The following is a 14,162-nucleotide window of genomic DNA, read 5'->3' as shown; positions in this document are numbered from 1 at the left end:
AAAATCTCCAGCTACCTTTTTGTTTTTGTCCTCTATTACCGAGTATTGCCTCTGCAAGTGTGTGAAAATAATTATATCTAACATAAATGCTTGATATAACCTGGAGATTGGCATTGGCATTATTGTTAAGAGTAAACTTCTTGACTCTTTTTATTTTCTAATTCTTTCGCTAAGTTAAACCTTTCCCATTTAGTAAACCAATATTTATGATTTTTATGAAATTTAAGTAATTTTTTAGAGTCAGAAATTGTCTTTTTTATTTGTGAAATTTTTTTATCATCACGATAATAAATTAAGAGTTTTGTTTTTATTCTAAATTCTAAATATGGACAAGCTAATAAGTCAAGTATTAAATGTGCCATTTCTGAAGATTTGCCTCTTTTTTCATTTGGGTATTCTCTTATATATTTGAAAGTATAAGTGATTAAAGCTTCTTTTACCTTTTTATATTTTTGAGAATATCCTATGTAATAGAATAATACAACAATTGAAAAATAATTTAACGTATTGTTTTTAATTGTAATTTTTTCTGAATTGTTTACTTCAGAAGCGTTTAAGAATTTTATCAATATTTCTTCAGGTAATCTATATTCTTTTCCTAGATCCCTTAATAGTGTAAGTAGATAAAGTGATTCTACTTGTGCATATTCGTTTAAAGAATTTTTCTTTAATATAAAACTTGACTCATCAAGTATTTTTTTGAATACACGTTCTCTATTGTTTTGACTAATTTTATACTGTTTAGTTGTTTTATTTTTTTCTTTAAAAAGTAGAATTATTTTTGAAAGAATAAGACTCACTTTAATTGTTGAGTTTACTCTTGGTGATACTGAATAAATGAAGAAAATAAAATCTATAATACCTTCGATATGAGAAGTAAACAAACTTTCCGTTTTTCTAAGTTTTAACAAATCAGATTTAGAGAACTCCTTTTCGTCATTATCTTCAAGATATTTAAAATATATTTTTTCAAAAGAAATTAAGTTTTTTTCAATTTTACTCGAAAGAAGAGCTAAGCTATAATTTAAAACATCTTTATAATCAACTTGAGATTCTTTTATGATTATTTTGTAACGTGTTGCTAATTTATTGGGATTGAATGATAATTCAAATTTATGATTTAGTAAAGAAACTTCATCATCTTCATCTTTCTTGTCTACTTCCTTTTCTTCTATTTCCGTTATTTTAAATTTAGGATTTTCAGAAAATAAATCAATAATTTTATTTTTAGCAATTGTTATTTCAGTTATAATTGGTTTGTTATATTCTTCTGTTTTAGAATTATTAATTGATAATTTATATTTTTTTAATTCGTGTTTAAGTAGTTTTAATATTTCGTCTTTTAAAACACTATCATCACAGAACAGGAAATAATCATCAACATAACGATACATTTCATAGTCTACTTTAAGTAAATAATTATTTTCATTTAATTTTTTCTCTATTGTTATATCTATTTTTTGTAAAATAATTTCGGCAAATATTCTAGAAAATTCTGGACCTATCAAGATACCATTGGTTTCTCCGTAATTCGAATATTGTATAAATTTATCAAATTTTCCAGTAAAGGTGTTTTTAGAACTATTTACGTTTTCTTTTACAACATCTAAACCTAATACAGCCCAGGAAATTGAATGAGTATAAATACTGTCAAAGCATTTAGAAATATCAAATTTAAATAAATGATTGAATTTCTTTTCTGCTCTTTGATACCTATAATGTTCGAAGAATTGATAGATGTTAGTGTATTTGCTATAAGAAAAAAAAGTTTTTAAGTTTTCATATTCTTTCCCACTTAGTTCTAAAAAATCAGAAATTTCACCTTTATTTGTTTGATGAAGTTTGTCATTAAAGAAAGTAAACTTAGCTACGTTGTCAGGTTTTCGTATACTATAATTACTTAAAGAACAAGAGTAAATAATGGATTCTTTATAATGTTCGTAAAACTCTATCAATTCTAATTGATTAATTGGGTGAACTAATGCAAGTTCTCTAAAGTCTTTTTCTTTATGACTAATTCTATAAGTAAATGGAATTTTTCTAGTATTCGGATTTGAAATATTTGTAGAAAATAATATTTTTAAAATTATTTTAAAAGCATCAAAGTAATCATCCTTAAAATTTGTTTTAAACTTAATTGTACTATTTTTAAATTCTAATTCATTATTGACTAGGAACCGATACAAATATCTGTTTGAAAATGTAATAGGAACCTCATATGGTAGTACGTCAGAAATAATAGCTCTCTCTTTGGTGTATTTTATATGTTTTTTCTTTTTGCTCATTACTTCCAAATAGATTTAATTACTTCAAACTTGTTTGTTGCTCTTTTGAATTTTTTAAAATAAAAACTTGTTTCTCTTGGGTTTAGTTTAAAAGAATAAAAGTTTTTTTCTTTATTATTAAATCCTTTTTGGAAACTATATTTCTGCATTAAGAAAAGTTTCAATTTTATTTTATCAATTCCAATTTTAGGAGGTGGATTTAAATCACGTAATGCTGTAGATAGTTTTCTGTCTAATACTTTTAAACTATTATATGTAACCTTATTTAGTTTTAGCATTTGATTAGAGTAATAAACGCCTGACTTTACATTTCTTTTATTATTGTTAAGATGGAAGTTTCCAGTAAGGAATTTTAATCTCGCGATTAAAATATTTCTGGCTTCTTTTTCGTTATATTTTGAATTTTGATTATAGTTTGTGACTGATTTTTTTAATCTCTCGTTATACCTTTCAATTTTATTATCTGAAATTTCAAGAAGTAATTGAAAGTTTGATTTATTATCTGTTGTTTCAGTTCTTTTTAAATTAAAACAATAGCGTAAGTAGTTAAATGATTTATTATAGTTACCTTTTTTGGGTAAATCGATTATTTCTGTTTTTGAAGCTTCTCCATCACTACCATCTTTAAGAGTAAGATTGTTTTTAACGCAAATTATATTTTTTATTTCGTATAAGTAGTCTCTTTTTGTTGATTCTGTTTTAGGGCAAATAATTACAATTATATCATCAACATAGCGTGCGTAATAAATTACATCTTCTAATGCTTTAATCTCATTATCTATATCTCGCATATATAATTCAGATAAATATGCGCTAATACCAATTCCTCTTGGCACACCTTTTTTGGGAGGTATTTTAGTTTTATCTTTTTTATCTTCAAATTCATAAAAAAGCCTTTTTATCAATTTTTGAGAAAATGGAGAAAGCAAAGTATTATTCTCTATTTTCTCAAAAAGTTTATCTTGAGGAATAGATTCGTAAAAAGATTTTATATCAGTTTTTATAATAATTTTAGGAAACCCATCGGAAGCAATATTAAAAATTTGTTTTATAATTCTATTTCTATCCGCTTGTATAACTTTAAAAGTCTTGTAAATATTTCGTTGGAGTTGTTTTACTGCATAGTATGAAGCAGCATCGTTTTCAACAGTATAAACTTCTTTTGTTGAATTATATAGTATTTTGAATTGAAAAGGAGTAATTTGGTTGTTAATTACATTAGAATAATTTTCAAAGATTGATAATCTAATTTCTTCTTTTTCAGTATTAATATTCTCTAATCTTTCAGCAAATTCATCTAATTCCTCTTTAGTAAGTGTTTTAGTTTTCTTTAGACTTAATTTTTCGCCTATTGTACTTTTAAATGCTTGATGTTTATCTAAATATTCTTGAGTAAAGTGAGATTTATCAAAATTACCTTTTCTGTTTTCTTTTAAAAATATTTTATTAAAATTACTACTTGAAAAGGATTGGTCTAACATTATTTTTCTAATTTTTTTTTTGATTTCTAGTAGTTCTCTTCACTTACTGCCAACAATCAAATAAACTCCCAAAGGAGTTTATCCCTATTTGTTATCCTTTTATTTTTTTAATGTCTGTAAAACTAGGTTATTTTTTAGAACAATTATATACGTAGAACTACGTAAATTTATTTGTCAAAAGCTAAGTTATATTACTTGTTTCATTATAATTTACGGTAAACCGTAAACTAAAAATAAAAGCATAAATAATTAGTTGTAAATGGTTGTTATGTTTTTGTTAGTCTGTATGTTACCCATATATTATAGCCTCCAGATTTTGATGGACTATTACTTTTAGTGTCATAGGTTACGTCTCTGTTACTTAATAACTCAAGAAACTTTAACATCCTTTGTCCTTTACTACTATCAAAATCAATGGTGTCATATATTGGGTTTGCATAGGTGGTTTCGTCATCAATATTTAGAATAGTTTCAATTTTGTATCCTAAATGATTGGCTAATATTTTTGCTTGTGTGTTGGCATTTTTTAGTGCCAAAACAGCATGGTCATCCTCGTTTTTAAATTGGTGTTCTGGCATTTTAAAATAGACTTTGTAAACATTAATTTGCAATGCACTACACCAAACCAATACGTTGTCAAATGTATTTAGGTCTTGATTTTCAAACTTGTAATGGGATATTTGTTGGTTTTTTGACGTGGCCACTTTAACGACTGGGTTGTCCAATCCGTTTGCTATTAGCGAGTCTTTTAAAGCTTCTATTTTTGTGATATTATCCTGTTTAACCGAGAGTAACACTACGTTGCTTTCAGCATATTCAGTATAGTTGGATTGCCCTAAAATACGTAAGGTTATACTTTGCGCTTGACTGTAATTGGCAAAAGTTATAAACCAAAGAATTAGTATATATAACTTCATTTAATCAACAAGTTTAAAGGTGATTGCTATTCTGTACGATTTTGTGATTTCGTTTTTCTTGCTTTCTACAGTATCGGTTCCAAAGGAAGATTCCTTGACTTCGATATTAAGAATTTTTCCAATGGTCATATTTATCTCGTCACCAATTGTTTTTGCTTTTCGCTTAGCATCATTAATAGCTAGTAGGCTTAATTCTGTTTCTAGGTCTTCATCAGAAGTATCATATAAGTATTTAATGTCAGTTATTTTTGCACCATCTATTGTTATGTTTGCGATATCTTCTAGAGTGTTAATGTCTGTTGTAAAATAATAACTTTTACTGGTTGCTCTAGAGTAGGTTTTACTTTGAATGATTACTTCTAGGTCACTTTCTGCGATTCCGTATTTTGAAAGCTCTACAATAGCAGTATTATATACGTCTTCAAAAGCAATGTCCTTTGAGTCCTCTTTGTATTTAGTTGCTTTTTGTTCGGTAATCGTTAATTGTACTTTGGCTTTATTAGCGGTTAGTTCTTTTTTTGCGTTTCCGATAATACGAATGAATCTTTCAGTAGATTGACCATAAATGGTTGTAGAAAAAATTAAGGTTACTAATAAAATTTGAAGTGTTTTTTTCATAATTGGTTATGCTTTGGGATGTTTTTTTATTGAAGCGATTGTGTGGTTATTTTACTAATTAATAGTTGTGCATTTTAATGTTTAAAATCATTCGGTAGTCCAATGTAGTTCTTTTAGTTTAATTAATCTATACCTATTACTACGTAAATTTATTTGTCAAAAGCTAAGTTACAATACTTGTCACATTATTTTTACGGTAAACCATAAATTAAAACTAAAGCATAAAAAAACCACCTTGAAAAGGTGGTTTGGTGTTATAAAACAATTTCAGGTTTTATCTAAATTCGATAATTTCGGCAGACATTGTAGCGTTAATTCTTTTTTTAGTTTCAATAATATCTATAGATACATTTACTAAAGTTCTGCTTCCAGTTAAGCTTACTCCTGCAGCTTTAGCGTTTTCTAGTAATTTTGCTTTTGCTTGAGAGATGATCCCTTCTTTATTGGTAATGTTACCTGTTACAATTTTTGTGGTTGCACTTCCTGTAAAGCTACCTAATACTGTAAAGTTATTGCTTGTTAAAACCGTTTGCGTTTGGTTTAGTTGGTTATATCCTCCAGAGTGTAAACTTGATCTACATGATGAGAATAATGCAAGGATTGAAAGCGATAAAATAATTTTTTTCATTTAAATTGTTGTTTGGTTATACTTGGGTTTATAATTTTTTGGTCTAATTATGCTAAATTACAGCTAACCTCTGGTTTTATTTTACGGTAAACCGTAATGTTAATATAAAAGCATAAAAAACACCACTTTAAAAAGTGGTGTTTAATTTCCGCGAAAGCGTTATGTTATCTAGCTAAATATACCCAACCAGTTAATGGCTTAGGGTCTGTTTTGGTTTTTATAACGTAGTAATACGTTCCGGTTGGCAGCTCTTGTCCAGCGTTAGACTGTCCATTCCACTCTTTAGCGTAATTGGCTTTACTGTACACTTCGGTTCCGTATCTGTTATAAATTATGATGTTGTCTACTTCTAGGTAGCTTATGTCAAAAAAGTCGTTAAGTGTATCGTCATTAGGAGATATCCCTTGTGGTATGTTACAGTTATTAGCTTTTACAAACGTGATGGTTTGGTTTTTTGTACAATTACCAATGGTGATTTGTACATTATATTCGCCAAAGCTATTAACATTTATTGCTGCTGTAGTCTCACCAGAATCCCATAAATACGTCGCATTGGTGACTCCAATATCTGCATTAATATTGTAATTATTTGGTAGACAGTCTTCGATAGTTTTAGCGTCTAAAAAAGGGAATTCAAAAATGGATAGGTTTACTGTTGTAATGTCGTAACAGCCAATACCAATTGTGTTTTCTACTTTAATATATAGTGTAGTGGTTTGGTCTAATTGGTAATTGTTTGATAAGGCGTTTAGTCCTGCAATTGCATCAGCTTCTGAGGTGTGATAAGTTACCACTAAGTCTGTACTATTTTGTGTGCCAAGTACTGTAGTATTAAACTGATTTAAATTGATTAGACTTGGGTCGTTTTCGCAATTAATAAAATCTGGTACTGGATTAGCAACAGGTTTAACATCTACAATAAGATTTACGGTAGTTATTGCAAAACAATCTGTATTACTAGTGTTAAATACCTTAGCGTAAATTATTTGATTGGCTGATGTGGTTGTATAATTATTTGGTAAAGGATTATTATCACCAATAGCGTCTACATTGGTTAAATAGTAAACGACAGTAAAGGTCGTTGCAGATTGTCCTGCTAACACCTCATTATCTATGTTTGATAAATCAAAAGTTGCAATACCATCGTTAGTGTCGTCGTCACAAACTATAAAATCAGACACTGGATTAGCAATAGGTTGTGCATCCACAATTAGCTTAAAGTCTGTAATGCTATAACAATCTGGATTATTTGTATTGTAAATTCTTGCAAATATATCCTGGTTATTTGAGGTGTTAAAGTAATTGGTGCTTAATGCGTTTTGATTGTTGTCTGCATCTGTAAAATTTGCAAAATAGCTAATTGTAAAGTCTGCTGCAGATTGCGATCCTAATATAAAGGCATCTCTTGTGGTTAAGTCAAACTGTTCTATTTGGTCATTAGACAAATCGTCACAAAGAATGTAATCTGGTATTGGGTTAGCAACTGGTATGTCGCTTATTGTTATGGTGTTAGTGGTTGTAACAACCTCGCCATTACTAGTTAACGTTAAGGTTATAACGTAGTCTCCAAGTGCAGGAAAGGTATGCGTTGGGTTTAAATCTGACGATGTTGGGCTACCATCACCAAAATCCCATAATGCTGAGGTAATTGGATCTGATGTTGTTAATGTAAATTGAGTAGTGTCTCCAATACAGGTATTAAAGACATCGTAATCTGCATCAATACATATTAAACTGTCTGTTAGTAAATCAATTTGCGTACTGTTTAACTGAAAGTTTGAACCTTCTATCAAAACACCTGCTCCTTGTTGAATACCATCTGCAGTTCCTGGATTAAAACTACTAATTACACGATAGGTAGATATTGGTATACCACCTAAACTGTTACTTAAGTCTGTTAGATAAGTATATCCACAAGACAAGGCTGGAACGTTACAACTACTACAGTTTGTTAATACTGAAGAGCAACCCGAATCAATTAGTGCATCCGTAAATATAAATATAGATGTAGTATTTTCAAAAGCACCACCAGTGGTAAATAAGCCATCATTAATCATGGTGTTTATCGAGTTTGGTAATACATCTTGTATTAAATTATTACCTCCAGGATTATCAGGAATACTGATGGTTGGATTTACTGTAAAAGGGTAGGATAGGTAGTAACTTGGTTGAGAGGTTGATGAGGCATTAGGTTGTCCGTATTGCACTAAACCAATTTCGGCTAATGGATTTTGACTAAATATTTGATTAGATAATTGCTGAATTGAGGCTTCCATGTCTTGACGTTCTGAAAAAGAAACAGAGCCTGAATCGTCCACAATAAATAGTACTTTGTTGTTACATTGTGAATAGCTGAAAGAGATACATACAGTGAAAATTAGAAAACTGAGAAGTGATTTCATTTAGATTAATTAAGCGATTATGGTTTAAATAATTGGTTAGCGTTTGGCATAAAATCGTTGTTGGTAAAAGCGATTTTAGTTAGGGATTTTATACGTGTAACAAAACTACACTTTTTTATTAACTAGCAAAATCCTGTGTTTTTTTTTGAACTATAACGTATTGGTTATTAATATCTATTGTTGTTGGGTTGTGTATAATGCAAAAAAACCACCTGTTTTAGGTGGTTTTTGATTTCCGCGAAAGCGATAATTTAATTTTTAATAGCGTCTTTTTTGTACAGCTTATAAAATAATGTTGGTAAAAATCCAAAATTAAGTAGCAAGAAGCCTACAAATATTAGGATGCCTGCATAAGGCCAATGCATAATTTTGAATAATGATGCTGTACTAAGTGTAAATAAGGCTAAAAAGCCTAAAACATAAACTGATTTTTTCATTTTGATTGATTTAATGTTCGTATTAAGATTGATATTTAAGTGTTTGTTCTTTATACTTATTATAAAAATATAAAGGCAATGTGATGCATATTAAAAATAGAAATCCAGAAAAAATTAAAATACCTGCATAAGGCCAATGCATGATTTTAAATAAACTTCCTGTAATTATAATAAACGCAGTAATAAACTCTAAAATAATAAGGACTCTGTTTCTGTTTTTTGCTGATTTAAAATACAGTTGTGCGTTGGTTTCTTGTTGTATTTGGGTAATGGATAAGTAGCCTCCAAATTGCTGAATTGCTATTTTGTAAGCCTCGTCAAAACTAAGCTGTTCTTCATTTTCTAGATAAGTGCAAATATGGTCCAAGATGTCTTCCTTTAAGTCTTGATTTTTTAAACCATATAACTCTAAATTGGTCGTTATGTAGTCTATATTTTGATCTGATAGTCTCATTTTACGGTTGGTTTAGGGTTAAATATTAGCGATAGGGTTTTAATAAAATCGTTAATCTGATGGCTTTGATCAATAATAACTTGCTGTCCAGATTTGGTTACCGAGTAGTATTTGCGAACACGTTTGCCAATATAAACTTTTTCGGTCTCGAGAATATTATTGCTTTCTAACTTGTGTAAAATAGGGTATAAAGCACCTTCTGAGATGTCTATTTTGCCTTTAGTCAGGTCTTTAACTTTTTGGGTAATCTCGTAACCATACATTTTATCATGCTGACTTAGTAGCTTTAAAATGATAGGTTGTAATGTTCCTTTAGTGAGTTCTTTGCTATACATATGTCAAATATACATTTTTTTACAATACATTTTAATAAAAGGTATTAATTTTTTATGATATAAAAAAAGTCACTTATGAAAAGTGACTTAAACTTGTGTTTTGATAACCGTTATAAGTGTTTTTTGAAGTAGTCCTCCATTTGGTATAAATCGTCATATTTATAAGGTATAACAGTGTTGCTAGCATATTTTTCTAGAATTGCAAATACTTGTTTTGCTTTGTCTTTTTGGTTATTATCTACTAAATCTTTGATTTTAGTTAATATTTCGTACCTGTAAAACTCAATGATGTCATGCTCTTTCGGAATGTTTAAATCAATAAGTTTAGTAACACTTAATAGATTGGTTATTGTTTTTAGGTATTGATTAAAGTCTTGTTTTTTATTTTTGAAAGTTACTTTATCTAATAAAACTTCAGAATTCAAAAAAGTGTTTAATCCTAAATAGCCTTTTGGATCAAACCCTTTAGTGAAGTAGACACTTTTTTTAAATTGATTTTGCTTTAATATGCTTAATAATAACCTGTCTCCTCGTAATAAATAGCCATCATAACTTGAAGTGACAGTCCATTGTGCATTGTTTATGGTGACTTTTTGGTTATCCCATTTTATATAATTTATGGAATCTAATGCTTTATTAGGTATATCAAAAAGGGAGTTGTTATTTTTAGAAAGAAATCTAGGATACCAATTTGTATTTAGTAAACCTACATCTATTATGATAACGTCATTTCTATATTTTTTAACAGTTTGTAGATAATATAAAGGTAAGGTAGACATATCTCCAGATGAAATAAGTAAGGCGTTTTTATCGCAGTTTTTTAAAATTTGCTGATGCGTTTTAAGGGTGTACTTACTAAAACCACCTCTTTTTTGGCCTTCTTTAAAAGCCCATATTGCAGAATCTTTTTTTTGTTCAAATAAGTACTTCATTCCCATTGTTCCCCATTCTGCTCCAATTTTGTAATACGGATTTAATGCAATTATTTTACCTGTATATTTGGGTGTTAATTGTATTACTTTTTCTAATTGATTACTAGTTTTTAATAATAAGTTTAAATCCATATCTAGTGCACCACGACCATCTTTAGCGTTAATACGACTATACGTATATCCTAAATAATATCTTGCTTCTGGATGATTTGGTTTAATTAAAATGGCTTGCTCAAGCCAATCTGCAATATGATTAAAATTGACCTGGTCATAAGCTTCTCTATCTAGACTTTCTATTCTTTTAAATTCTGTTTTTGCGTCGTTTAAAAGTGTTTCAAATTTAGTTTGACCGTATCCTATAGTTATTGAAAGATATAATAAGACTAATAAGAATTTTTTCATTTAAATATTTTCTTGGAATAAGTAATTGGCTTGATAGCTTATATATAAGTAAAACGAAGTTCGGTAATTTTTATGACACTATCAAAGCATGAAAAATTATACTTGTACTCGTGGCTTTATTATTAATCAGTGTTGCATTATTTTAAATACTCTAAAGTATTGACCATTTCAAATTTTGGACTTCTGTTTATAAATTCTCTTAAAAACGCTGTGTGTGCAGATCCCATGATTATAAAAACCCTATCCGTTTTAGTCATTGGTATTCTATTTAAATTAGAATATATTTTCATGTTTCTATGATAAAATTTAGCAGCATTATCTGCGCCTTCAAAATTATCCTCAGTACCAACATATAGTAATTTGTCTGCGTTAGCAACAATGGATTGATCCAGTTGTAAAGGCTCGTTAATTAATTTTAGTTTTTCTAAAACAGACATCGTCTTATAATTTTGATCACGTTTAGCCATTTCAGGATAATCTTTAAATGGCTGATTAGTTAGTTGTAGATAGGTTTTTGGGTCTATAGCGTTTGTATAGTCTGGACTGGATTCAAAAAAATCGCCAACGCTATAATTATAACCCATGTGATTGTCAATTCCGTATAGTTTGCTAACTGCATTTAAGCGTCCTACTTCAAAACCAATCATACTAGTTTCGCCAAAACTAGTGTCTAGTTGGTCTGGGTTTTTAAGAAACGCTTGATAGTCTTTATTTAAGGCATCATTTAAGCTTGGTAAATTTTCTACACAAATAATGGTAGGTTTAAATGCTGCTAGCATTTGCGCAATTTGTTTTATTTGTTTTTGGGCTTCAGGACTAGTCTCATCAAAATCTGTACTGTTAGCATCTGTGGTTTCTCCAAAATGGAAGCTTCCAAAGTTTAAGACTTTAATTTTGTTGTTACTAGTTGAAACATTATGGTCTTGTTTTAATATTTCGGGTGGTGTATTTGTGTTATTACAACTTACAATAAGAAGTACATAAGCTAATAAGAGAACCTGTTTCATGTTGGATTGATTTTTTGATTGATTAGTTGATTGATTGATATTGTTATGTTATTGATTTATAACGAAGTTAGTTTTTAAAAACGAGATATTCAAGCATAAAAAAACCACCTATTACAGGTGGTTTTTAATTTCCGCGTAAGCGATATAATTATGTGATTTACTTTAGTAACTCGTAGCTACGTTTGATAAAGTCTGATAATTCTTTTCCTTTTAAAAGACCTTGAGATAAACGTGCTAAGTCTAAACTTTGCGTGATTAAATGCGCTTGTTTGTCTTTAGCTTCGGTATTTAAAATCTCGTTAACTAAGTCAGAGTTTGTATTAACCACAAGGTTATACATTTCTGGCATGTTACCAAACATTTGCATTCCGCCTCCACCACCAGACGCTTGCATCTCTTTCATACGACGCATAAATTCTGGTTGTGTTATCATAAATGGTGTTGCATTGCTATCCATTGGCTCTAACTGTACCATAAACTTTTCTGATGGGATTACGTCTTTTAATAACGCATCTAAAGCTTTAGTTTGGTCTTCGTCTAACTTAGAGATTACAGTTTCGTCTTTAGCAATTAATTTGTCAACACTATCGGCATCTACACGAGAAAAGGTGATGTTTTCTTTAGTAGATTCTAATTTTTGCATTAAATGCGAAACAATCGGACTATCTAATAATAAAACTTCGTAACCTTTGTCTTTAGCAGCTTCAATATAGCTGTGTTGCTCATCTTGGTTACTTGTGTAAAGGATTACTAATTTACCGTCTTTATCTGTTTGTTTTGCTTTGATAGCATTGTATAATTCCTCGTAAGTGTAATATTTACCATCTACGGTTGGGTATAATGCAAAAGCATCTGCTTTGTCAAAAAACTTGTCCTCAGATAACATTCCATATTCGATAACAATTTTAATGTCATTCCATTTAGCTTCAAACTCCTCACGATTATTATTAAATAGTGATTTAAGTTTGTCTGCTACTTTACGTGTAATGTACGAGCTAATTTTTTTAACTGCTCCATCTGCTTGTAAGTAACTTCTAGATACGTTTAACGGAATATCTGGACTGTCAATCACACCACGTAGCATAGTTAAAAACTCTGGTACAATCCCTTCTACGTTATCTGTTACGTAAACTTGGTTTTGGTATAACTGAATTTTATCCTTTTGCATAGCCATATCCTGAGTCATCTTAGGGAAGTATAAAATACCTGTTAAGTTGAACGGATAATCCACATTTAAATGAATATGGAATAATGGGTCTTCAAATTGAGATGGATATAACTCTCTATAAAAGTTATTGTAATCCTCGTTTTCTAATTCGGTTGGTTGTTTAGTCCAAGCTGGATTAGGGTTGTTAATGATGTTGTCTACAGTAATTTTTTTCTGAGGTTCAGTCGTTTCTTTACCTTCAGCATCTGTAGTCGTTTCTGGTTTGTGGTCAGGATCGTTTACTTCTTTAGTTCCAAATTTGATTGGAATAGGCATAAACTTGTTATATTTATATAGTAAGCTGCTAATACGTGCTTCTTCTAAAAACTCGGTAGAGTCTTCTGCAATATGTAAGATAATCTCAGTACCTCTGTCAGTCTTATCATGTGGTTCTAAAGTAAACTCAGGCGAACCATCACACGTCCAATGTGCAGCAGTAGTCCCTTCTTTATGAGATTTTGTAATGATTTCAACTTTTTCAGCAACCATAAATGCTGAGTAAAATCCTAAACCAAAGTGTCCGATAATTCCAGAATCTTTAGCGCTATCTTTATATTGGTCTAAAAACTCTTCTGCACCAGAAAAAGCCACTTGGTTGATGTATTTTTCAACCTCGTCTGCTGTCATCCCTAAACCTTGATCGATAATATGAAGTTTTTTACCTTCTTTATCAATCTTAACTTCAATTATTGGGTTTCCGTACTCAGACTTAGACTCTCCAATACTAGTTAAATGTTTTAATTTTAATGTTGCGTCGGTTCCGTTACTGATTAGCTCACGTAAAAAGATTTCGTGATCACTGTACAAGAATTTTTTGATTAACGGAAAAATGTTTTCTACTGAAACGTTAATATTTCCTTTTGCCATGATTTTATGTTTATTTTTTTAAGTTCCGCTTAAGCGAAACCCTTCTATTAATTTCTGATTAGGTAATAGACAACAAAAATGCCAATTGCTGAAAGGTGACAAGATGACATTTAAAATAATCATAAAAGTATTATGCATGCATAACGAATAAAAAATAATTGTGAATTCGTTATTTATGAAAGCAGTAAAT

Annotated in this window: 12 protein-coding genes; all 12 read right to left on the bottom strand. The window is 29.6% G+C overall.

Going from position 1 to position 14,162, the window contains the following annotated elements; translation table 11 throughout:
• Nucleotides 1-125: 125 nt before the first annotated feature.
• The 12 genes from drt3b to htpG all read right to left on the bottom strand — a co-directional run bounded on the left by drt3b (nucleotide 126) and on the right by htpG (nucleotide 13,972).
• Nucleotides 126-2,285, bottom strand: a complete 2,160-nt coding sequence (drt3b, locus tag JM82_RS00970; RefSeq protein ID WP_145000401.1) for an antiviral reverse transcriptase Drt3b — start codon at nucleotides 2,283-2,285, stop codon at nucleotides 126-128.
• Nucleotides 2,285-3,766, bottom strand: coding sequence for an antiviral reverse transcriptase Drt3a (drt3a, locus tag JM82_RS00965; RefSeq protein WP_145000399.1), 1,482 nt, complete (start codon nucleotides 3,764-3,766; stop codon nucleotides 2,285-2,287). The genes drt3b and drt3a overlap by 1 nt, the downstream gene beginning before the upstream one ends.
• Nucleotides 3,767-4,032: 266 nt before the next feature.
• Nucleotides 4,033-4,683: a hypothetical protein gene (locus JM82_RS00960; RefSeq protein ID WP_145000397.1), complete on the bottom strand. Its 651-nt coding sequence runs from the start codon at nucleotides 4,681-4,683 to the stop codon at nucleotides 4,033-4,035.
• Complete coding sequence (locus JM82_RS00955; protein ID WP_145000395.1) at nucleotides 4,684-5,301, bottom strand: SIMPL domain-containing protein; 618 nt, start codon at nucleotides 5,299-5,301, stop codon at nucleotides 4,684-4,686.
• A 274-nt stretch (nucleotides 5,302-5,575) separates the two neighbouring features.
• The gene (locus tag JM82_RS00950; protein ID WP_145000393.1) at nucleotides 5,576-5,929 is read right to left on the bottom strand and encodes a DUF6567 family protein; all 354 of its coding nucleotides are present in this window, start codon (nucleotides 5,927-5,929) and stop codon (nucleotides 5,576-5,578) included.
• 164 nt (nucleotides 5,930-6,093) lie between these two features.
• On the bottom strand, nucleotides 6,094-8,331 hold the full coding sequence (locus tag JM82_RS00945) for a gliding motility-associated C-terminal domain-containing protein (RefSeq protein WP_145000391.1): 2,238 nt from the start codon (nucleotides 8,329-8,331) through the stop codon (nucleotides 6,094-6,096).
• A gap of 251 nt (nucleotides 8,332-8,582) precedes the next feature.
• Nucleotides 8,583-8,768, bottom strand: coding sequence for a hypothetical protein (locus tag JM82_RS00940; RefSeq protein ID WP_145000389.1), 186 nt, complete (start codon nucleotides 8,766-8,768; stop codon nucleotides 8,583-8,585).
• A gap of 22 nt (nucleotides 8,769-8,790) precedes the next feature.
• Nucleotides 8,791-9,222: a GldL-related protein gene (locus tag JM82_RS00935; RefSeq protein WP_145000387.1), complete on the bottom strand. Its 432-nt coding sequence runs from the start codon at nucleotides 9,220-9,222 to the stop codon at nucleotides 8,791-8,793.
• Complete coding sequence (locus JM82_RS00930) at nucleotides 9,219-9,557, bottom strand: PadR family transcriptional regulator (protein WP_145000385.1); 339 nt, start codon at nucleotides 9,555-9,557, stop codon at nucleotides 9,219-9,221. The genes JM82_RS00935 and JM82_RS00930 overlap by 4 nt, the downstream gene beginning before the upstream one ends.
• A 110-nt stretch (nucleotides 9,558-9,667) precedes the next feature.
• A complete protein-coding gene (locus JM82_RS00925; protein ID WP_145000383.1) occupies nucleotides 9,668-10,891 on the bottom strand; it encodes a hypothetical protein in 1,224 nt (407 codons plus the stop codon).
• A 137-nt stretch (nucleotides 10,892-11,028) separates the two neighbouring features.
• The gene (locus JM82_RS00920; RefSeq protein WP_145000380.1) at nucleotides 11,029-11,898 is read right to left on the bottom strand and encodes a DUF5694 domain-containing protein; all 870 of its coding nucleotides are present in this window, start codon (nucleotides 11,896-11,898) and stop codon (nucleotides 11,029-11,031) included.
• A gap of 157 nt (nucleotides 11,899-12,055) precedes the next feature.
• Entirely contained in the window at nucleotides 12,056-13,972 is a 1,917-nt protein-coding gene (gene htpG, locus JM82_RS00915; RefSeq protein ID WP_145000378.1) for a molecular chaperone HtpG, read from the bottom strand.
• Nucleotides 13,973-14,162 lie beyond the last annotated feature (190 nt).

Source organism: Olleya sp. Hel_I_94 (assembly GCF_007827365.1).
In the GTDB taxonomy this organism is placed as follows: domain Bacteria; phylum Bacteroidota; class Bacteroidia; order Flavobacteriales; family Flavobacteriaceae; genus Olleya.
This window is presented reverse-complemented; position numbering and strand designations above follow the sequence as displayed.